The 22651-nt window shown below is 63.4% G+C and carries 11 protein-coding genes; 8 read left to right on the forward strand and 3 right to left on the reverse strand.

Annotated features, from left to right (window positions below):
• Nucleotides 1-94: 94 nt before the first annotated feature.
• Nucleotides 95-238 (reverse strand): hypothetical protein, encoded by a 144-nt coding sequence (locus AC50X6_RS18340; RefSeq protein WP_494967584.1) that lies wholly within the window; start codon nt 236-238, stop codon nt 95-97.
• Nucleotides 239-382: 144 nt separating this feature from the next.
• On the opposite strand from AC50X6_RS18340, the gene AC50X6_RS18345 reads away from it, so the two are divergent.
• The gene (locus AC50X6_RS18345) at nt 383-586 is read left to right on the forward strand and encodes a tautomerase family protein (protein WP_494967574.1); all 204 of its coding nucleotides are present in this window, start codon (nt 383-385) and stop codon (nt 584-586) included.
• A gap of 116 nt (nt 587-702) precedes the next feature.
• On the opposite strand, the gene AC50X6_RS18350 is transcribed toward AC50X6_RS18345, so the two are convergent.
• Nucleotides 703-1047 (reverse strand): hypothetical protein, encoded by a 345-nt coding sequence (locus AC50X6_RS18350; protein ID WP_494967575.1) that lies wholly within the window; start codon nt 1045-1047, stop codon nt 703-705.
• Between the two features lie 1712 nt (nt 1048-2759).
• Between AC50X6_RS18350 and AC50X6_RS18355 the strand changes: the two genes are divergently transcribed.
• From AC50X6_RS18355 to AC50X6_RS18385, 7 genes are all read left to right on the forward strand, one after another.
• Nucleotides 2760-3536, forward strand: coding sequence for a DUF4347 domain-containing protein (locus tag AC50X6_RS18355; protein ID WP_494967576.1), 777 nt, complete (start codon nt 2760-2762; stop codon nt 3534-3536).
• 657 nt (nt 3537-4193) lie between these two features.
• Complete coding sequence (locus AC50X6_RS18360; RefSeq protein WP_494967577.1) at nt 4194-7421, forward strand: DUF6603 domain-containing protein; 3228 nt, start codon at nt 4194-4196, stop codon at nt 7419-7421.
• Between the two features lie 2 nt (nt 7422-7423).
• Nucleotides 7424-10249 (forward strand): hypothetical protein, encoded by a 2826-nt coding sequence (locus AC50X6_RS18365; RefSeq protein ID WP_494967578.1) that lies wholly within the window; start codon nt 7424-7426, stop codon nt 10247-10249.
• Nucleotides 10246-15234: a hypothetical protein gene (locus AC50X6_RS18370; protein WP_494967579.1), complete on the forward strand. Its 4989-nt coding sequence runs from the start codon at nt 10246-10248 to the stop codon at nt 15232-15234. The genes AC50X6_RS18365 and AC50X6_RS18370 overlap by 4 nt, the downstream gene beginning before the upstream one ends.
• A gap of 9 nt (nt 15235-15243) precedes the next feature.
• Nucleotides 15244-16782, forward strand: a complete 1539-nt coding sequence (locus AC50X6_RS18375) for a hypothetical protein (protein ID WP_494967580.1) — start codon at nt 15244-15246, stop codon at nt 16780-16782.
• Between the two features lie 689 nt (nt 16783-17471).
• Nucleotides 17472-17720, forward strand: a complete 249-nt coding sequence (locus AC50X6_RS18380; RefSeq protein WP_494967581.1) for a hypothetical protein — start codon at nt 17472-17474, stop codon at nt 17718-17720.
• Between the two features lie 830 nt (nt 17721-18550).
• Nucleotides 18551-19189, forward strand: a complete 639-nt coding sequence (locus AC50X6_RS18385) for a hypothetical protein (protein WP_494967582.1) — start codon at nt 18551-18553, stop codon at nt 19187-19189.
• A 909-nt stretch (nt 19190-20098) separates the two neighbouring features.
• On the opposite strand, the gene AC50X6_RS18390 is transcribed toward AC50X6_RS18385, so the two are convergent.
• A complete protein-coding gene (locus tag AC50X6_RS18390) occupies nt 20099-21901 on the reverse strand; it encodes an SIR2 family protein (RefSeq protein WP_494967583.1) in 1803 nt (600 codons plus the stop codon).
• Between the last annotated feature and the right edge of the window lie 750 nt (nt 21902-22651).

Below are 22651 nucleotides of genomic sequence, written 5' to 3' on the forward strand. Positions count from 1 at the left end.
CGGCGAATTCGCCGTCGCCCATGAAGAGAAAGCGAAGCAGGTGGTGACGGGTTGCCTTCGGTCCGGCAAAAGTAGATGTGCGGCATCAGGCCGGTCACGGCCGGATCTGCAGGAGGGCGGAGGCGATGGTGTTGGGAACGACGGGTCCGTGGACTTCCAGGATCCTGTAGCCGTGCTGGCAGTAGAACGCAGCAGGTGTCGTTGAGTCCCATAACGGGTAGCTAGCGGATGTGACCATGACCTATGTGGACCCTGAACGGGACGGCTTCGCGGGGCCCAGCGCGGCCAGGATGGCCAACTTCAGGCGATTTGCGCACTTCGAGACGCATCAGGCCTGTCCGGAGTCCACCCGTTCCTCTGCGGATAATGCCACAATCTGTGCATGCCCCTCATTCAGGATCTCAATGCATCCCCCTCCTCCACTGAAAAGAAGCGTCAGCTGCTGGCTGCGCTAACGGCCACTTACGCTGTGGTCATGGAAATCCGTCCGGACACGATTCGGGTGATCTTGCACGAGCTCTCCCGCGAATACTGGTCTGTCGCCGGCATCACCCTGGCGGAGTCAGGACAGAACGAATCCGTCTGAACCGGAACGGCGCAACACCCGCTGGAAATCCGCTGCCCCGAATCAATTTTGGATCGCCGGAGTGACCCGTTCGAGGATCGCTATCCGAGCGGCAGAGTAACCAGAGGGCAAGGACGCTAAAGGTCTGCAGGTAGTTTCAAAAGCTCAGCAAGCTCCGTTTCATACGCAGCTTTAGGGGCGTTGAGGTATTCCATGTGAGGGTCATCTCCAGGGTCCAATGGAAGGTAACGCCAGGTGACCTTCCAGCGGGCCAGCCCGACTGCGTCCGTGTATTCAACTGTCCCACTGACAATCTGCTTGTGCATGTCCCCGAGCTTCACAGAAGCCGGAATATCCAGGGGCACCACCAGCGGTACCGTTGAGCGGCCGAACGGATCTCTTGGGTCCGGAAGGATTTCTGGAAAGCTTGCCCTTACGGGCGGACGGCCATCAGCGAAGTGCCATTCTGCGTCGATATCCATTGCTGCCCGGTTTCCGCGGCCAGCCGATTCCCGTATAACCCGCCCGCAAAATGCCCGGTGACGGGGGGCCAAACGGTACATTCAAATCGGTGTGCGGAATCCTCATCTGATGCGTCCTCGTATCCACGAACGACCGCCGCGATCGGCAAAGATCCGGTCATGGTCGTCGCCGCGCTGCTCGCCCAGGGAGGCAGAGATCGTCGGGGTCTGATTGAGGGCAACGTGGCCAGCTCCCACCGCCAAAACAGCGAGGACAGCGACATTGGATACCCAGAAGCCGGATGCGGCGATGACGGGAAAAATGATGGTTGCGGCGGCGGGTTAACTGGTGGGAAGGCCATGGCAGCAGAGCCCACCAGTTCCTACACCGGGCCCTCGAGGCCGGCCCCGCCTACCGACTGGCTGGGCTCAGCGAACTCATGAATGCCATGTCATGCCGTTCCCCGCGCATTCCTACATGAACAGGTATCAGACCGGAAATTCCGGACCGGCCGCAACCCCAGCCCGATCCAAGAAATATTCAGCAATTCATGTTCTAAGCGGTCCTAGCCACCATGAGGTGGTGAACGCGAAACCCAACGGAAGGACGAACGAGGATGAACCCCCAGACGAGACCCCGCAGGGCGGTACCCGATCTGCAGTAGAGAGCCGCTCCCCCACACAACCGAATAGCTCTATCCGGGACCCCACACACTGTGCCGAGGTGGGACTCGACCCGCATTCCAGACCTCATAGACACGCCACTCCCCTGCAAACATCGCCAATCCGGCCCAGTCAGGCCGACATACGACCCGATCCGATCCGAAGCCCAGGGTGTGCACATTGTGCACACCCCTCCTTTTGCCCCCTTCGTGGCCGGCGTCCAGGCTACTGCAGCGCCCGCCAGTCGCGGCAGTTCTGTCTGGCGCTCGATGTCGCTTCGCTGTGAAGAGGCGACCTCCGGAGCTGGACCGGCCCCGAACAAGCACCGCACCACGGGGCGGCTCTCGTTTTGGAAATCGATGAGCGTCATGGCGATGGATTCCTCCTGTCCGAGCATCTCATTGAGAAGCGCTCAGGACCCTGCATGACCAATCGAAGCCCGCACCTCCATCCAGTGCTCCGGCGAGGCCGACCGCGATCAGAGGATGATCTCCACGTCCGGAACCGAACGGCCCTAGGCTCGCTTCCGTACTGAATGCGGGGAACAGACCGTCAACTATGACAACCTGGAAATCCTTGGATCCTGGGGCTCTCCTTACTCCCGGCGGCCTCAATTTGGTGACTTCCCCGCCTTCTAACAACGACAACCCCGGCCCCATCAATCGTGGTCCCAGCTTCACCCGAAACCGGACCACGTTTCGCGAGCACTTCCCAAATAAGGCGCCCATCCGATTTCGCGAGCATTTCCCAAATGAGGCACCCACCCAATTTAGCGAACACTATTCTTAATTCGCGACGCACCATTGACACCACAGACCAATGAGTCCATCATCCGAGAACAAGACGAATCCTGTCCGCCTGGGGCATCACTCAGGTGGGATTACAGTTCCTTGAGGCATCCCTGTCGCGAGGGTACCAATTGTTGTCATCCCAGGCGCGACAAAATATTGCTTACCCGAACAGCGTTGAGGCATTCGAGCCAGAAGGCCGCCTCGCCGATTTGGCCGGTAACCGATCAGGTGTTCAGCGGACGGAGGAACAAAATGGGCGTGAGGGACTTGTCCGCGAGTGTGGGCGAAGCAGGCATTAACGAGCCTGACGACGTATTCACGGTGCAGATGCTGCTGAATCATGTCGACGCAGGATCTGGCGGACCAAACCCACGTCTGCTGGTGGACGGGCTTGTTGGCCCAAAGACGATTGATGCGATCAAACGCTTCCAGCAGCGGCAACTCGGCTTTCATGATGGACTTGTTGAGCCTAGCCAGGCGACGTTCAGGGCGCTCTTGGGATTCTTCCAGGCGCCCGCCGCTTTCGCTGACGACTTGTTCGCTGGGCCTGGGGCGTCCGGCCGCCACCGTCTTGTGTATCGGGATGTACGCCTCTTAGGTTTTCGTCCTGCAGGAGACACTGTCATCGAGGTAAATTTCGACACTCCCCTGCAGTTCTTCCTGGATAGTGCGGCCAACACGGTTGCACATACGGCGGACCTGGTTCGGCTCAAACTCATGGCGCACGGGGCGCCGGGGTTTGTGCAGTTCTGTCGGGAGAACCTCGCTAAGGCCAACATCCCGCAGCTCAGCGCGCTGCGGGATAAGTTTGCGGCCGGCGTGGACCTGTTCTCGTGTTCCGTAGCTTTCATTGCAGCCGGGAACGGAGACGGAAACGTATTCTGCTCGCGGATGGCACAGACGCTTAATACATCCGTGCGGGCTTCCACGGCGACCCAGTTCTACAATCTCGGCACAGCGGGTGCCGGCCTCGATTTCGGTCGATGGGAAGGAACTGTGCTGACGTACGGCCCCCGCGGAGACGTAATCCACGTAGAGAATTCCCCGGCCTTCTAAAGCGGCGTCGTCCGGACAATTAGACGGTGATCCAAGTGAGTGCCAGCGGAAGTTTTAGCATCCTCCGTCCGCATGATCTGCTGATTCTTGATTATTTGGGTGGCGGCATCGCCGTCCCTGAGTCTCCGGGAAGTTTGCGGCTACTGCGCCCTGATGACCTCAAAGTCGTAAACGTCGAGTCTATGAGTCTTAAGACATCTCAGGACGGTAAACGCGCTGAGTGCATTGATCCTCGCCCGCCCGGCGCACTGCCGCTCTTGCTGGCGGACAGGGTTCTTTCCGCTGGAGTCGAAATTGAAATATCTCTTCTCTTCCGCACACATGGACTTCACACCAGCGGTGTTACTGACCTAGGAGAGTGTGGTCCCGTTCCTCCTCCCAATTCCCTTCCGAAGGCCCCCCCCCCCAGCNATGGGCACCTGGGGCACTGTTCACCTTCGACGCACGTACGTTTCTGTGTTGGTCACACCGGGACCGGTTCTCTCGGGCTCCGAGTCCGTGCGCAGCGCGACGGACCCACCGGATATGTATCGGCGGCTCCGCAAAGAGGCCCTTGGAAAGGCGTCCGTTTCGGTTCGGAGAGTCCCAGGGCCCAGCGCATCTCACAACCTGCCGTTCGGGCAGCCCTAATCGATCACTTGGGTAAAGGATTTTGTGGTGGCAAACCTGCTGGAATCACTTAGCAGCCTCTTTCGAGACTGCCTCGAGGGGGATCCGCCCAAACCGTCCATCCTGGAGGGCCTGGATCAAAGGATCGGAGAACTGTTTACAGTCAGCGCTGACCCCAGCGGCGAGGGGCTGGAACGCTGGCTTTCGGCTCTTCGCTCGATCACCGGCGACGTCGCCTTGCGCGAGACCCTGCTGGTCCGGGCGTTACAAAAAAAGTTGCCCCGGGTAGCCGAAGCCCTCGCCCTGGCCGGCGCTATAGGCGTGCAGTGGGAGGCCGGCGACGGCGGTACAGGCCCGCATTCCTTTTCGATCAACTGGGACTACGTCTCCGAGTTAACACGCAGCCCCGGCAGCGTCGTCCTGAATAGGCTACTCCTGACCGTACAGAAGATCGACGACGTCAAGGCCCTGCAGGCGCTAATCCTTCTCTGGATCGCAGGCCCCCAGGCACTACTCAAGGTGGAGTACGAAAAGCAGGGATTCCTCTCCCTTCCCATCCCCGGAGTCCCGGGCGTGGGCCTGCAGCAACTGCTGAACCTGATCAACTCGCCCATCACCCTGCCGCTACCTTTCGACGTGCCTCTGGACCTCGACGTCTTCAAGACCACGGCGCTGCCGCCGGTGGACGGCCCGCTGGGCACCGTCGCTCTGGAGGGCCCTGCGGCCTTCGACCAGCTGGACGACCTCGCCGTGGTCGTCCGGCTGAAGAAGCCGGCCGACTTGAGGTCCAAATCGGTGGACTTGGGCGGCCGGTGGCAACTCACCTTCGACACCCCGGAGAACTCGGCCACTGAATTGCGGCTGCAGTTCGGTAGCAACGGACTGGACCCCGCTGCCCGCTCCGATGGGACGGTGACCGCGCTGGTCGGGCGCACCCCGGCACCGGACGGGAAGTACGCCCTGCTGCTGGGCGCTGTTGACGGGACCCACTTCGCCGTCGAGGTGATCCGTGCAGGCCTCACTTTTAACCCGACCGGCCCACTGTTTGGCTGCACGGTGCAGCTCGATCCGGTCGAATTCGCGGTGGCGCCGGATTTCCTGAAGTTCCTCAATTTCGGGATCAAGATCCCGGCGCTCCTCACGTTTGAATCCGCCGTGAACACCAGCTACCTGCAGGGCAAGGGATCCACCGGACAGGACGGGCAGGGCAGCTCGCCAGCGCTCGGAGTTCAGTTCAGCACGGACATTGGCCTGAACCTGGGCAGTCCGGGCGCCCGCCTGTCCGTCGACTCTATGACTACTAGGCTTGAAGCCACGGTGGCAGGTCGCGGCCTAAATTTCCGGGCACTGTTCCGATACGGGGCCCGCGCCGAGCTGGGACCGCTGAAAGCCACGATGGACGGCGCCGGAGTGTGGCTGGGCCGGTGGACAAACGGCAACGCCGGATTGTTGCCGCCCACAGGCATCGGCATCTCACTTAAGGCCGGTCCGGTCGACGGGGGCGGCTTCCTGGCCGTTCTCGGCCCGGACGAATTCGGCGGGGCGCTGCAGCTGAAGATTCTCGGCATCGGCGCCTTCGCCTATGGTCTGTACAAGACACTCCCCGGCGGCGGCCCGTCCTTCGTCGCGCTCATCGGCATCCGGCTGCCGCCCCCCGGAATTCAGATCGGTTTTGGTTTCGCCGTATCGGGGTTCGGCGGTCTGGTCGGCATCAACCGGGAAGCGAACACCGATCTGCTTCGAGAAAGGCTCGCCAGCGGCGCCGCAGGTGATGTGCTGTTCAACCAGAACCCCATGCAGAACGCGCCCAAGCTACTCGGGGACATGGGCCAGTTCTTCCCCGCCGCGGACGGCATCTTCCTGATCGGGCCCACCCTGCAGCTGAACTGGCTCTCCCTTTTCACTCTCGACATCGGGCTCTTCATCGAACTCCCAGGCCCCCGCAAGATCTTCGTCGCCGGATCTGCCCGTTTGGTGGTCGGTTCGGAGGACTTCGCCCTCGTCTACTTCCGCTTGGACTTCATCGGCGGCATCGACCTGACCAAGTCCCTCGTGTTCTTCGACGGCGCCCTCGTGAACTCTCAGATTCTGGGCTTCATCAAGATTTCCGGCGGTGTCGCCCTGCGGATGGCGTACGGCGCCAACGGCTACTTTCTCTTCAGCGTCGGCGGTTTCCACCCCTCGTTCAACCCGGGCAACCTCGAACTGCCCAAGCTGGCGCGCGCCGGCGTCGGGTTCGACCTGGGAATAGTGTGGTTCAAACAGGAAATGTACCTGGCCATCACGTCCAACACCTTCCAATTCGGCTCCAACACCGAAGCGGGAGTGGAAATCGGGCCATTCGGAGCCCACGGCTGGTTCCGCTTCGATGCGCTCATCCAGTTCAAGCCATTCCACTTTGAGGCAGGAGTCGACGCCGGATTCGACATCGAGTTCGAGGGTGTCTCGTTCTGCGGCGTGCGGGTGCGCGGCACACTGTCCGGTCCCGGCCCGCTGGTGCTGTACGCCGAGGCGAGCGTGCGCGTTATTGTCAAGATCAGCAAGGACGTCACCCTCACCCTGGATGACAACCCGCCGGAACAAAAGCCCGCCATCGCCAACCTCGCCGAGCACCTCAAGGGCGAACTAAGCAAACCCGCCAACGTCCGCACTGAGGGAACCGACCCCAGCGTCGTCTTCGCGGCCACCGTCACCCCCGGCGTGCTGATGAGCGCCGTCGGCGACCTGGTCTGGGAGCAGAAGCGCGTGCCGCTGAATCTGGACCTGCAAAAAGCCGAGGGAATCGATTTGGGCGGCTGGCGCAAACTGATCCTGTCCTGCAACCTGGCCCCCACCACGCAGGAGTTCGACCTCTTCGGGATGGGCACCTTCCTCCAGCTCAGCGATGCCCAGGCGCTCAACAGTACCCGGTTCATTCAGGAGCAGTCCGGACTGCGCCTGGCCGGCGGCCCGGCCACGAGAAAGGGCCCGGCGGTGCCAAAGGAAATCCAGCTCAACCTGGTCAAGCTGCCCTCACGCAGCCGATTCGTTCTCGCCGCCGGGGCGCTCTCCGCGAATTCCGGGCTGTCCGAACTGCTCAGCCAGCGCTTCGCCGGCGCCCCGGTCAAGAAAGAGACCGCCAAGGTCGCCATCCAACCTGAAGTCTGGTCCAGCTACAAGGACGGCCGCATGGCCACCGGGCTGACCGCCGGGCAGGCGACCGCGGCCGCGGCACGGATCGGGGCGCTAGCCAGTCCGGCGGGTTCGCCAGTTCTCAACCTCACAGGAGTGCTCTGACCATGGCCGCCTTGGACCTGACCTTCACCAGCTGGACCCGCTCCGCGCTCTTCGATCAGGCGACCTTGGTTAACGGACGCATGAAAGGCGCTCTTGCCCTCGCCCTTGTCGACTCGGCAGTCCCGTCCCAACCCGCCTCGGGGGAGGCGCCCTTCACCCTGATGGCGGCTGCCGACATCGCCGCCCTCACCCCGGCCGCCATTCACCACCGGGCACCAGCCGCCGGAGCAAGCGGCGCCGAAACCACCAAATGCGTCCACGTGGATTTCACCGATCCGGACCTGCCGTGGCGCTACACCCCGAAGCCTGCAACCGCGGATGGCGTTCGGCCGTGGCTCGTGCTCCTGGTGGGAACGGCGGCCGAGGTCAGTGTCTCCGGAGCGAAGGGCACTTTTTCCGCCACCCTGCTCCGTGACTATCCGCTCGCGTCCTCCTGGCTTTGGGCGCATCAGCAAGACGACGGAGCTTCTACCGTGTCAAGGCTCGTTTCCCTCCGCCCGTTGGCCGCCCAGACAGAGTACGTGGCAGCCCTGGTGCCTGCGTTCGAGGCTGCGGGCCGGGACCAGTGGGACGGCTCATCCGATATGGCCCTTCCTGTGCTCCATTCCTGGCGCTTCGCCACCGGCGAGGAAGGTGATTTCGAAACCCTCGCCGCAGCCCTCCGGATGCCACCGGCGGGGGATATCGGCAAGGCCAGTCTGCTGTACCGGCGGGCCGGTAAGGATTTCGGAGCCCCGCTGGAAGTCAGGGGCGCCTTGACTTCGCTCCAGCAGCAGGAGACGCCTGCGGCGGAACAGATCGCGAAGATCCAGGCCGACATGGAGACCATCAACCACGCGCTGTCCCAGCTCGCCGGTCCGAAGCCGATCGGCCTGCCGCACTACGGGCGGCCATGGCTGCCTGAGCCCGATGACGAGGCCCACGGTTGGCCGGTCGACCTCAACAACGACCCGCGGCATCGTTCTGTGGCCGGCCTCGGTTTGTGGATGGGGGTCGAAGGGCAGGATTCACTGATGCGTGCCGCCGTCGAGCAAGCCGGCGCGCTGCACGAAGCCGCCGCGCGGATAAACCAGCTCGCCACCGGGCTATGGGCGTCCGGAAGCCTATGGAATCGTGCCCTGCCCACCAACAAGGCGGACCGACTTCGGGTGCTCGGGACTATGACCGCCCGCCTCATCACAACCGACGGAACAGACTCAGCCTCCGCGCTGGCCGCCCTCACCGGGCCGAGAACCTTCCTCGAACCCGCGCTCTTCTCAAGCGCCGCCCAGAGGTTGCAGCGCCCCGGGGCTCTTTCCGCCGCTCTGGCCCCGGGAGCGCTCGATCACGGGGCGGCCCTCTTCGCTGTTAACCACGGACCGGACCGGACCGAAGAACATCCGGACTCCCTGGCCTCTGCAGGCCAGGAGGTTCTCGGCGAGCACTGGGCGGAAGACGCCTTCGGCATCGATCTCGACTGGCTCGGGGACGTGCTCGCCACCTTGGCCGGGCAGGCTGCTGAGAACGGCGCCGAATACCGGCGACGACGGCGCGAGCTGCACGACTCCGGGGACGACGAACACATCGCAGAACTACTGCAGGAAGCCGCAGTCGACCTTGCCCAACGGCTCGCCGGGAGCCTTCAGGAAGCGCTTGCCGCAATCCAAGCACACTGCGAAGGCATGGAGCTGCTGGAAAGGGCCGGGATCACCGTTGGCGGCGGGGCGATCGAATTCGCGAAGGGTTTGCTGGAGCGGGAGAAAGAGGACGAGCTGCTGTTTGGGGTCCTGCAAGGACTCATCCTCCGCTGCGTTGGGCGTTACCTATGCCGGCAGATCGTGGGTAATCATGCCCAAGTTGGCTCAACGATTTGCGATGATTTGCTCGGGGGCCTGGGTATCGAAGCCCCCGGACGGGCCCGGTCCGTCGACCTGGACCGGTTGGCGGACGCGCTTTCCACGGCCCTCGATCCCCGGCAGCCCGACAGCCCAGCACGCCGCCGCCTCGGTGACCGGCTGGTGGGTGTGGACCTGACGTCGCTGGCACCGGTACAGTTCCCGCTCGGCCTGGACTACCCCACCTGGACCCTGTTGCGGCAGTACGACCGGGAGTGGCTGCTGCCCGGTGCCGATACTCTCGCGAAGAACTCCATCACAGCCTTGCAAACTAATCCGACCTTTATCGACGCGTTCATGATGGGCATCAACACCCAGTTCCTCGCCGAATCGCGATGGCGCGGACTGCCGGTAGACCGCCTGTGCACTCCCCTGCGGATGTTCTGGGGTCAATTGGACTACGCCGCACACCGCCGAAGTGCCGATGTCGAACCTTTCCTTGAGTGGGCCAAGGTACCGGCAGAAACCCTCGGATCGTTGGCCCACCAGACAATGAAACCGTCAGAGCTCGGGGCGGTGGGCGCCGAACGGTTAGTCATCATCTTCAACAGCACCCTCTTCCGCCGGTATCCCTCCACGCTGGTGTACCTGGTCAAGTCACCGGCGGGTGATCCCGACCCGCTGCTCAAAAGCGCGCCCGAACTCGACATGCCCGACAACCCGCCTGGCGGCATCGACGCATGGCGCCGGAATCGGATCTACTTCGGACCCTCTTTCGCCGGCACCCTGACCCCGGATCTCGTGTTCTTCACCTTCGACGTCGCACCCGCCGCTCTCGCCGACTATTGGCTGGTGCTCGATGAACCCCCGGCCGAGCTGCGGTTTAGGATCCCCGCGAATCCGGAACTGGCCAGCAACAGCGCAGCCTTGGCGGCCGCCCTCCTGGACGAACCCACCAGGGTGGCCATAAGTGGAGCTGAACTGCTCAAAATGGCCCAGGAGGACCAACGGTGACCACCTTCACGCTTCGAGACACCCGACTCGCCGATCTCGACTCTGCCGCAGCAGCGCTTACGGCGGAACTGGAGGGTCTGCGGCCGGACCTCGAGTCGGAGCGGGCGACCCTGTCAGCCGGGACCTGGACGGTGGCCGACGCGACAGTGCGCGCCGCCGGTCTTGACCGACTGTGGGATCTGGCCACACCTCTGCTCGACGTGCTGAAGGCGGATCCTGTCAACATCGCCCTGGGCCGGTCGCCCCTGGCCAACGAGGGCCAGCTCCTCGCCGTCGACAGCGTTACCCGCGTCGCCGGGTCCCGCCCACCCGGCTTCGAGGCCCAGGTTCTGGCGGCTCTGGAGGGTAATCAGGCAGCACTGGACGAAGTGCTCGTGCTCGGCCACAGGCTCTGGCTGGCACGGCCCGAACCAGACCGCCCCTATCCCTTCGACGACGTCGCCGTTCTGCTGCCGCTGCGGCTCGAAACCCTCTTCGACCCACCTGCCTCCGAGCACAACACCGACCCTGACCTCTGGCAACTGTCCCTGAGGGTCATTCCGCAAGAGCCGTCGATTCTGCGGCTGGACAGGCACGTCAGCGACCAGGAGATCACCGCACTGGACGCCTTCTGGGCGGCGGTCTTCCGCCCGGCCGCCGTGGACGGCACCTGGTTGGATGGTGACGCCGGCGAACAGGCCTTTGCCCGACTCAGCCTTGCCGTCGGGCCGGCACGGGCGGCGTGGCTGGTCGGAACAACCTCGCCAGAGGAGGACGACGGGGGCGTTCACACCGCCGTTCCCACGGACGTGCCCATGCAGTCCGAACCGAACCGGATCGGCGGCATGCCTCCCCGACTATCGGTGGCGATCTGGACCTTTGACGCCGATTCACAGGCACAACTTCTGCCCCTCGGCGGTCTGCCCGTGGACCCGGCCCGGACGATCGACCCGCACGACCTGGAACTGCCCCTCTTCGCCGATACCACGGCCGCCAGAAAGAGCTGGCTGGTCTCCTGGGACACCGCAGTCAAAGCCGGCGTTGCCGGCAGCTGGCTGCTGCCCCAGGGCCTCGGACCGGAACAACTTGGGGGCATCGCTGTCACCGGCGTGGGCGACGATCCGGCCGAGGAACTCTTCACCTCGCACGTGAACTTCGGGACGCTGCGAAACATGACCCTTGGCACGGCCACCAACAGCGTCAACGGGTCCCCCACAGCACTGAACGCTCCCCCCGCGGAAAGCGCTGGGGAGGCCCTCTCCGAAATAGAGCAATGGCAAAAGTCGGCGGCCGCTCGACTGGACGCGCGCATCGCGGGAGCCCAGGAACCCGCCAACGATGTCGGCGGACGCCTCGCCCTGCACGTCGCGGGAGCCAAAAAGGCCCTGCCGGACTTCCCCGGCGCCCGCGAAGAACCGCAGACCGAGCTTTCCCGCCTGATGGTGCGAGCCTTGTGGCCCGCGCTGTGGGGGCAGTGGCTGCTCGAATTCTGGAATACCGCCAGCTACGGCGAAGCCGTCACGGACTGGGCCCTGGACACCGTCTATCCGGAGGGTCCGCTCCCCCCGATCCGTTTCGGATCTGAACCCTACGGGCTGCTTCCGGTGACCCTCCTCGATGGTTGGCAGCCGGACCGCCGCGGCCCAGGCGGGCTCAACCCGGAGCCACGGAACACGGCTCTGGCCCACCTGGCAACCGCGCTGGGCGCAATCCGCCGATCACTCCACCGCCAACTCGGGACCACCGGAACCATCCAGGGCCGGGACGCCCGCGGGTTCGCCGCCCTCCTGGGCCAGGGCGGCATCTCGGCCGCCTACCAAATGAGGCTATTCGCCGACGGCAACCTGCCGCTGACTGCCCTCGGCAAGACTCCCGCCGAACGCGACGAAGCCTTCCGCATCATGGTCAAGTATTTCCAACGCGGCTTCGACCAGCTCGGGCTTCCGCCAGTCACTCCAAGTCCCATCCCGCTGCCCGTGAGCCTGCCCCTGAAGAAAACCCTGCCCACACGCTCCCGCCTGCCGCTGGTCCAGCCCACCCGCATGCTCTACCTCCAGGACCATCAGGAAAACGCTGCCCTGACGTATCCGCTGGCCGACCTAGTCAAGTACCTGCTGGAGCCCGGCAGGTTTGCTGCTGACCTTTCTGACTACGACCTCGAAAGAGTGTTCACCGGCTACATCCAGACGGAACACGCCGAGTACCGCCTGCACGTGCTGCCTGACTCACTACTGATCCGGCTGCTTCTGCATGCGACGCAGACCGCGTATCGCTGGTCAAGCGAGCTGCCGGGAACCTTGGAGGGAGTGCTGAAAGCGCAGAACGACGGAGCGCTGCACCTCGCCCGACGGATCGACCCCTCCACTTTCGGACCCTGGGAAAGCGGCGACGTGGACCCTGCAACGGGAAGGCCACGGGTCACCCTTCCGATGACGGACCAGCTCCGGACAGCGCTGGAACGGGCCCTGGGCGCGACCCTCGACAGCGCCTCCATCCGGATCGATCCGTGGGTCACCGGGTTCGCCTGGGAGCGCCTGAACCAAACCTCCCGTAGCACCCGGACCTTCCATCGGCTGGGGGTCTACGGCTGGGCCAACGGCCCGTTCCCCGGGACACCCGGGCCCACCCTGTCAGGCAGGCTGCACACGCCGTCGTATGACCAGACGCTGACCACAACCGTGCTGCGGGACAAATACCGGGAGGGGCTGCGCACCGGCACCCTCAACGAAGCCGGCCAGAACCCGTGGGCCGTAAACCTGACGGGCTCCACCGTCAGGGCCGCGACCGACATCGCCGAGGACGTCCGTGCCGGCATGCACATTTTCGAGGTGGTCGGACGCCGGATTGAGCACATCCTCGGCGCCCACCCGCCCGCCGGGGAAGCGCGGTCCGCTTACCAGCGGCTTGCCGACCTCCGCGCGGTATATCCCATGTACGCCGACCGGATCCACCCGAGGCAGGTCTGCAACGGCCAGGACGCTCTTGTCGGCTTACTCGCTGGCAACGCGCAATTTCCACTCTCAGCGTCCCAGGAGGAAGCACTGGCAGCGCTGGCCCGGTCTTTGGACACATACGCGGACCTCCTGGTCGCAGACGGCGTCACCCACTCCATGAGCCGCCAAAGCGCACGGGCTGCCGACGCGATGGACGCCGCCGCCGGTCTCGGGCCCCCGCCGTCCTTCGCTTTCTCCCGAACCCGCCCCTCGGGCTACCAATTGGAAACTACAGTGCTGTCCGTGCTCCCTTGGACCGACCCACCTGCGGGGGCGACGCCGGCACGCCTGGCCGATGCCTCGGTGGCAGCGTTCCTTGACAACCGGCTGGGCGGCGACTGGTCGTGGACCGTGACCAACGCCGACGACGACGTGCAACTGGGCATCGTCACCCTCGAAGAACTGGTGCTGTCACCGGTCGACACCCTGACTCATTCCGCTGCGCACTTCGAAGAACTCGCCCGACGCCGGCTGGGTCTGCCCGTGGCAAGCATAAGACAGGAGGGCAACCGCGTCTGGCGTCTAACTGCGGTCGACGGCGCGGACCTCGGCACCGTCTCCCTGCGCGAAACCGGAGCCCTCCCAGCCCAGCTGGACAGCCTCGATCCGGCAGCACTGGCCACGTTGGTGCGCGCCGCGGCCGGCGCACCTGAAAATGCGGCGGTGAACGTCGAACCGCCCCCCGACGGCAGGCTCTGGACAGTTCATGACGAGCTGGGCCAGCCTCTCGGCATGGCAGACTCCGTCCTACTCGGTTTGGACGGCCCAGGCCTCGACAGCCTGGGAGAAGCCGATCTCCACCATCGCATACGGGCCGCCCTCGGCATGGCCCTGCCGGTCGTGGAAGCGCCCTGGCAGCTGCAGCGCTGCGCCGAACTGAGTTCCGCCCTCGGCGCCCGACCTGCCGCGGGTAGGGACATCAGCGCCGACACCGGGAGTCGTGCGTACGCCGATTTACTCAGCCGCTACACCGCTACCCACGCCGCAGCCACCGCAGCCTTGGACGACGCCAATATTGCGGCATCCCTCGGGGAGGCGGGCCGGGCCGAACAGCTGGAGGCACTGGCTACGGTAGCGCATTGGGGGATAACTCCCGTCGCGGCTCCGGCCGACGCTGCCACCTTCTACGCCGCCTGCCTGGGCCAGGACCCGCCGAAAGGCGGAACTGCCCCGCACATACTCGCGGCCGCCGCCGCGGAAGCCCTCGCCGGCAGGCTGGCAGGCTTCCCGGATCCCTCCGTCCTCGTCCCGGCCGAGAAGATAGACCGCCCCGTCCCTGACCATCTGGGCTTGAAAGCCGCCGGAACTCCGGACGGCCTCGCCAGCTTGGCAAGGTCCCTTTCGACGCTCGCCTGCTCCTCCGGCAAGCTGGCCGTGCTGGCGCGTTGGCAGCCCGCCGAACTGCTCGCGGTGACGGTACTATCTGCTGGCGGCCGCCCTGCTGTGGAACCATCACTGGACGCAGACTGGCTCAGCGTAGTGGCCGCCGCCCGTGCCCCCCTCGCCCGCCTTGAGGCCCTCCAGCTGGACCCGGCCCTGGCGCCGCTGACAGCATGGTCGAGTTCCCCCGGGGATCCGTGGCGGACCGCAACCATCGCGGACAACCTGGCTAAGCGCGGCACCAGCATGACGGCGGCGCTGAGGATGCCACGGCTGGTTGTTGCCTACGGGCCGGAAGAAGTTTGGGAGGAAGGCGAGGTCGCGGCCGGCCTCATTGATTCCTTCAGCGAGTCGGTGCCCATGCCTCAACGCAACACGTACGCAGCCTTCGGCTTCAACGCGCCGGCCGCAAGGGCCCAGCAGGCCATCCTCTTGGCCGTGCCCCCCGTCGCCGGCACCCGGATCGACGAAGACCTGCTGCACAGGATTCTCCTGGAGGTCCGTGAACTTGCGGTCGCGCGGACCGTGCAAGCCAACCAGCTAGGACAAACCGAAGCAGTGACTCCGGCGTCCTGGCTGCGCAACTACGGACCGACGCGGGTGAGGCTCGAGCCGTTCCCGCTCTACGAATAGGAGCACGGAATGGGAACCATTTACCCGAGCTACTTCCGGTTCGAACCACGGTCTCAGACCCCCGACTTCGCCGACGGAATCGGCGCACAAGTCCACGACCCGCTGTGGTTTCTGGCCCGGCAATGGCAAATGGGTGAACACCAGGGCGAGAATGCGACCACCCCCGTGTGGCTGGACTACGACGTCTCCTCCCTGCCTGTGCAGTATCCGGTGCCGGCCTTCGATCCGCGAGTTGTTCCCGCCGAAGCCTTGGTGGAATCGGAGACGGACGACTGGTGGACGATGGGCCGGCGCCTCCGGGCCGGCGCGGCTATTGCCTCCGCCCGGAACCTTCCCGACAACGCCAGCCTGCGATTCGAGGACCCGCCCGCCCCTTATGAGCACTTCACCGGCTTCGTTGACGGACTCGCGCTGTGGCGCCGGCGGGCCGAGCTGGGACTGACCGACGCCGATTTCCCCGCACCCGCCCCCGAAGAACCCGTTCCGGCCTGGGACAGTTTTAACCTGGTGTATCAGCAGACTCCAGAATCAGCCTTCACCGCGCCGGGGCTGACTCTGCAGGTCAATGGACATCGGGGAGGTCGGATGGACTGGTACTCCGTCGACGCCGACGGCGCCCCAGATCCCGCCTTGGAACACGAGCCGCGTTCAGCTGTCCCGACGCGGCTGGAGTACCCGGGCGCGCCGTTGGCCGGCTGGTGGGAAATCGAGGATCCCGCTCAGGACATCGGCGCCTATGCCCCGGACAGTAGCCACACGGCCACAGCAATCATGACGGAACTCTATTTCTCGCACAGCGACGAATGGTTTGTTTTCCCCGTCATGGGTACTGCAGGGTCCCTCCTGGCGATCCACGATGTCGCTGTCCAGGACAGCTTCGGCCGCAACTACGCGAGCATGGATGCCGACGGCGCAGGAAACCTGCTCTGGCCGGGCCTGCGACCTCCGCAGGACTGGACGGTATTCCAGACGGACGGCCTTGCCGCGGAGGACCTCCTGCTATGGCATGTGGCCGAAATTCCGTTGGAAAGCGGCGCAGTGGAGCGCGTTCAGTTCGGCCTGGATGACGAATCCAACCTGCTGTGGGCGGTGGAACGGGTCGTCGAAGGCCACCAGTCGCGGGGCCGGCAGACAGTGGGCCCGACCGCCCGATTCAATGAGGGAAGTCCAAACGGAAACAAAACGCAGCGGCGCGTCTACGCCTATCTTCCCGGCGACGGCGCCGCCCCGCGATGGATTCCGTACGATATCGACGACCTCGACGAGGCGGGGGCGCTGCTCCAGCGCCGATTAGTGGACTACTCGCGCCAGGTTCCCGAGCCCATGCCACTGCCGCAAGCCCGGGTTCTCAGCGGCGGACCAGACATCCACCGGGTCAATTCCTCCGCAATGCCGGGCAACGGAATCGAGGTCGAGCGTCGCTGGCAACTGGCGCGCGATATGAACGGTCTCCCGGTATTGTGGCTCCAGCGCCAGCGTCGTTCCCTGTTGGCGCCCCCGGCACGAAGGTTGCGCTTCGACGTCATGGAGCCCGCCAATTATGAGTAGGCGGACGGGAGCTCGCCACTCTGTCGGAGGCTCCGGCTGCTTTCGGTCGAAGACGCGCCCGCCTGGAAGCCAGCCCGGGCTTCCTATGAAGATGCCGCAGCCGCTTCCGGGGCCGGCCCATCCGGCATGTTGCTGGTGGCCGTTCATCCGTGGGACATAAACGGCGCCGCCCGCGCCGGGATGCGTACTGCGTGGCTGAACAGGACCGGGGGTAGCTACCCGGGCTACTTTGAGGCTCCTGAATTCACCGTCGCAGCGCTGACGGAACTTCCTGCGGCCTTGGCAGCAGCGCACTGACGAGGACGGTGACCCGTTCCTGCGGGCCCGGCTGCGGGGACCACCGCACACTTCCGCCCCCTGCTCCCTTTAAGCCCTGAGGGCGTCATCTTTCCCATCCCGCTTCGTGAGCTTCAAACAAATAGCACCACTTCAGTCAGGTGTTGCGACGTTGATGAGAAACCGCGCCCACCACCGAGCGGGGCCAGCTGCCCCTAAGCTCGACGCAGTCCAGCCAGATCAACGCCAAGTTCGTCTACCGCGGCAGCACCATCGCCCCGACTAACCGCATCTCTTTGCCGGCTTCGACCAAAGAAACCCAGACCGCGAACGCCGTCGACAGTTGCGCGAGATCAATGCAGAGCTTGAACGTCCGAGATGCTATAGACCGGGCCCGGACGCTTTGGGCCGAAATGCTGGACGCAAAATCTTTCCCGACCGACGAGCGAATTATCAGCCTGATCGCGGGTCTCCAGGTCCCCACCGTCCGGGTTCAACTCACGGCAGACATCCCCGGAATCGACGAACCCATGGACAATGTCCTCCTGGCCCAGACACGCAGCAAGCCGCGCTGGTCCCGGATCGAGTGGGCAGACCAGCTGCTGCTGCACGCATACACCCACGGCAGCACCACAGAGAATAACCAACAAATCATGTTGTAAGCGGCCCGAGCCACCATGAAGTAGTGAACGCGAAAACCCAGCGGAAGGACGAACGAGGATGAACACCCAGCAGAGACCCCACAAGCCGGTACCCGGTCCGCCGTAGAGAGCCGCTCCCCCACACAACCGAATCGGCCCATCCGGGACCCCACACACCCGGAGAATCAGATCAGAGGCGAGAGTGTGGACACTGTCCACACGAAAAAACAACGAAAACGCTCCTGACCTGCGGAGACACTGTGCCCGAGGTGGGACTCGAACCGGACTCCAGCCCCTGCAAACACTGGGCTCCCGCGGAAACATGCGGAATCCGGGCCAGTCCGGCACCGGTACGGCCCAGTCCGTGACCCAAAGTGCGGACACTGTCCACACCCCCACTTCTCCCCACCAAAGGCCTCACGCCAACTGCCGCACCTCGCATCGAGGGGGTGCGGCGCTTCTTTGTCCTGAGACTGTTGATCCCGACGGAGGAATCAACGCGTAGCGGCAATCGGGTCATGCCCGCGTCGTCGCGTGATTCCTGCTCAGGCCACGCGGCACTCTTGGTCCCTGGCGTTTTCAAAGCGCTCCGACCTCCCTTCAGCGCATTCATGGTCCGATTGGCCGACAGCCGCATGACCGAAGTGCGTACTCCGCTGGTGAAAGGTCCAAAAGGCCCCTGCCGGAACCGGGCAACTGACGGGCATGTCGGCTGACTACGTGAAGTATCCGGCGTTCCGAAATGCTTCCAGTCGCGGTTAACGGCTGAGGGCCCCGCAGCACCTGGCCACGTGACCCTCAGTAATCCATAACAGGGAACCTGCCCCTGTCTTCCTCTACAGTTTAGTCCCATGGCGTCAACGCAACAAACACCGATCGAACGGGTCCTCCAGCATAGGATCAGCCCGGAACGCCTCGCCCCCTACATCCGGGAGACACCCACCCTGCAGGAGGCCATCCGGCTCTACAGGTGGAACATCGACCTCTCAGGGGCCGTCTACGAAGCCCTGCACGTTTTTGAAGTCGTCCTCCGCAACGCCATGGATGAACAACTCTGCATCTGGAATGCCTCGCAACTGGACCCTGACACGGGCCGTTTTCATTCGTCCGACTGGCTCATCGACCCAGCCGCCCTGCTGCTCCGCATCGCCGGCCGTGACATCCCCGATGCCAAGCGTCGCGCGCTCAAATCCACCACACGCCGGCCACAGGGCCAACAAGAGCCGCTCCACGAAGACATCCTGGCGGCGATGTCCCTCGGAACCTGGCGCTTCATCCTGCCCGGGCGCCACGACGCCGGCAAACAGCGACTCTGGGACGAAGCGCTCCGCGAGGCATTTCCGCAACTGCGCAGGACCCCCGCGAGACCTCGAACGCGCAGTCGAAGGCGTCTATCACCTGCGGAACCGGATAGCTCACCTGGAACCGATCATCAACAGCAACGTCCCAGCCCAACTGGTCAACATGCGAACTGCTATCGGCGCCATTGACCCACAGCTACTCTCATGGTTCACCAGCACAGAACGCATCAGCGCCGCGCTCACCGTGCGCCCATCCCCCGCATCCCACCTGAAAAAATCAAACTGAGCGATCAACGGGGTTGCCGTTAAGACGCAGCGGTGAAGCTCGGAGCTTATGTAGCTCCGCCATCGATCTGTGTGGGTTGTGCTGGGAAGAGCGGGGTTGGGTTAACCGCGATACCATCACTCATGTGACGACTACATGACCGCTGAAGACACTCCGGCATTCGAGGTTCGCCACGCCGCGGCTCCACCGGCTTAACACCGACCCGGACGCTATCCAGGCCCTTATCAACGCCCTTGATGGGTCGACGCCAGCTGACAGCCCGCCATTCTTCGCGAATCCGACCACCAATGTCTCTCGGGAGCACAGCGCTGCACGTCGCGTTTTCCTGATCGCACGTGTGCTCAAAGCCGCGGGACACCTAATTCCCGCACGCCTCGAGACAGCCCTGGATCGACTCCGAAGTGCCGACCTGCGGCTTACCGTCGTTGATCCTTTCGCCAACGACTTTGGCCCCCTCCATACCCTCGGTGCGAACCTCGCCGAAGGCTAGATGCGCTGTCGATGGTGCAGCCATGGAAAGCAACCAGCAGGCGACGGCAAATTCGAATCGATAATTTCCTGGACATCGTCAATGCCGTCGGGGATAGCTACCGCCAACTGCCGACGCAGAAACTCCCCTGAACATCACATTCCACCCTGGAATTTAGAAGCAACATGCCAAAGTCATGAGAGCGGATGCTGTCGAAGAAGCGGTCCGCAGGGACCACAACCTCACAGCTTGGGGCCGCCCGCTGCAAAAAGCGTCAATAGCCAAAAGGACGGGCTTTGCGACGCAGGTCCGCCCCCGGCGTCCAAGCAAGTCACGTCGCCGCTCAGTAGCTCAACCGTGCCGACTTGATCTTCGCAGTTAGATCATCAAGGACGTTGACAAACGCATCCTCGCCCTCGGACTGCTCAGGCTTCCAGCCCCAAGCCTGCCTGTCCGCGTTGGTTCGGAACTCAGCTTCCCAGACCAGTTCGCCCTCTCTGTTCCAACCAGTGTCGCGACTCCAGTACAAGCCAGGTGTAGCTTCACGCCAGGCGACGGGATTCAGCCCAAAGAGCAGCCCAATCCGGTATTCAGTCCGGCAGAACGCCTCCCGGTAACTTCGCTGGTCTCCCACCAGAGGCTGGATGGCATCGCGAATGTCGTCTTCTACAAGCGTGCTGATCGGAAACCATGCCCGGTTGTTTCCATTCCAACGAGGAAATGTCCTCACCACTTCATAGTTCAAGACTTCGTAGCCGTCGAGTGCAGCGAAGGCCGGAAGAGGCTCCTCTTGAGAAGCATGATCCTTCCATCTGGGTTCCTTGGCGAGCTTCAGAAAGACGTCCTCACGATTGAATGCAACCGCTGCAATCGCTGCAGCGCGGAACACCAGCAGCGCGGGGTAGTGACCGAGGTTCACCCAATGCTCGTTGTACTGTCCTGAGATTTGCGGGCGTGAGCGGAGAAGTTTTTCAATGACCCAGACCCACACGTCAGTGTGCAGCTTGTCTCGGTCGAACATCACTCCGGTCGCTACGAGCTTCATCAGAGTTCTCGACCCAGCCAGCAGTCGCGCACATTCGGCGTCGAAGTCTCTGGGGCCGACAACCTGATCTGAACCGTCAGCCGGGACGATCATTTGTGAACGGTCGGCCACGACCGTAGTGATCTTCTCGAGTTCACGTTCAAGAAGATCGCGCAGCTCAATGTGATTTTCTCGGTATGGAAGCAGCTTCTTAAGCCTTGCGATAGCCATAGCTTCTGAAAGCGGACTGCCGGCAAGCCTCGCGAGGGAGTCCAGCCGCGAAACCAGATCGGGAAAGTACTCGTCGGCAGTAACTCCTTCGAGAACAACGGCATTATGCCTTTCGACGAGCTCCCGGCCGGACTCACCCAACGTGCCGTATGCCGACCAAAAGAGCGGGTACCGTCGAGACCGCCTCCCCTTCAGCGATTCAATAAGGGCCTTGTCCCACTCCCCGGACCAGCCGTTGATGATCAGCCCGTATTCATCGAATACCTGGTCTACGAGCCGCTGCATTTCATCCCCATAACTACTCAGCTCAGCCAGCGTATTCCGCTGTTCCAGGCTCTTGTAGTCACCGTGGATCTTAACAATCGTGCATGCGGAATGCACCAATGGTTTCATGCCACGTACAGCGGCCTCCGAGTCGACCACCTGCGGAACGACTCCGAAAGCGTACAGTGCCTGCTCCAACAGTCGGTCAAAATTCGTGGTGAGTATGACTCTCACCAGGCCCATTCGCACCAGCTCAGCGATTGCAGTGTGGGCCGGTCCGGGGATCTTGAGCCCGTCTTGCCTGTCTCCCTCCGTCGCCTCAAAGAATTCACTGAGCAAAGCGCTTCGCGCTGCTTGGTTGGGCGCCAACTGCTCGAGAAGATTCGAATAGCCAAGCTCACGGCCATCACCATTACGACTCCACCATGCCTCGACTTCCTCGTCATCAACAAGTGGATCGGCAGAGGCAGCCGCCGCTTGCCTGACCAACGACTTGATGACGCCATACCCCGTTGGCATGCCGGTGCCGGTGGACGTCCCTGAACCTATTAGCAATGCATAAACGCCCGGCTGGGCGTGCATAGACGTGGCAAGACTGATTCTGGAATCTAGGGCTCTAACGGTCATACGAACACTTTAGGCAGTTTCAGCGTGGTCAGTTGCCAGCAGCACCCTCCAGCCGTTGAGGGTCATTCCTCTTTGGTCAAGATCTCGTCTTGGTCCAGCCTCCGGCTCCAACGTCCCGGGGTCCGGGCCTCACTGACAGCCTGGGTTGTCTCAACATCTGCAATCTTTGCGTCATGAATCCAACATAGGCTTACATGAGCACCGCAAACCGTAAGGAGAACCATGACACTCGCTGACGCGGAAGGGAGGAATCCGCATCATCAGAAACTCGAAGCTACTTCCGGGTCGCCGGAGCAGCCATATCCGAGGTCGGAGATGCTCGTAGCTCGTGCTGAGACTAAATCAATGCTGTCTACGGCCGGAAGCGAAGAGAAGCAAGGGTGACCCCCAGACCCGGTGGCGAGGCCGACAAACTAGGCAACAAGTACGAACTTGCCTGGGCCATCCGCCATGCCCTTTATTGCCTAGCGGATGCTCGCCGCTCACTGGTTACAGAAGACGTCGACGCCGAAGTTGGCAAGGGTTCGGAGTTTACCTACACCACTGGCACCGTCGTCGAGGTGCATCAGCTCAAGCGGCAGAACAGCAACAGCAACAGCTGGACCATTAGGTCGCTTGCTGATCCCCTACGTGTCAGGGTTGGGTGAGGCCAGCAGCTCGTAGCAACTTCGTCTAATTCGTAGGGCGAGAATCAGGAACATCACCAATGTCTATCTCCACGATTTCCCCGGTGCGGGAAGATGGGTCCAT

This window comes from Pseudarthrobacter sp. HLT1-7, from assembly GCF_059383435.1.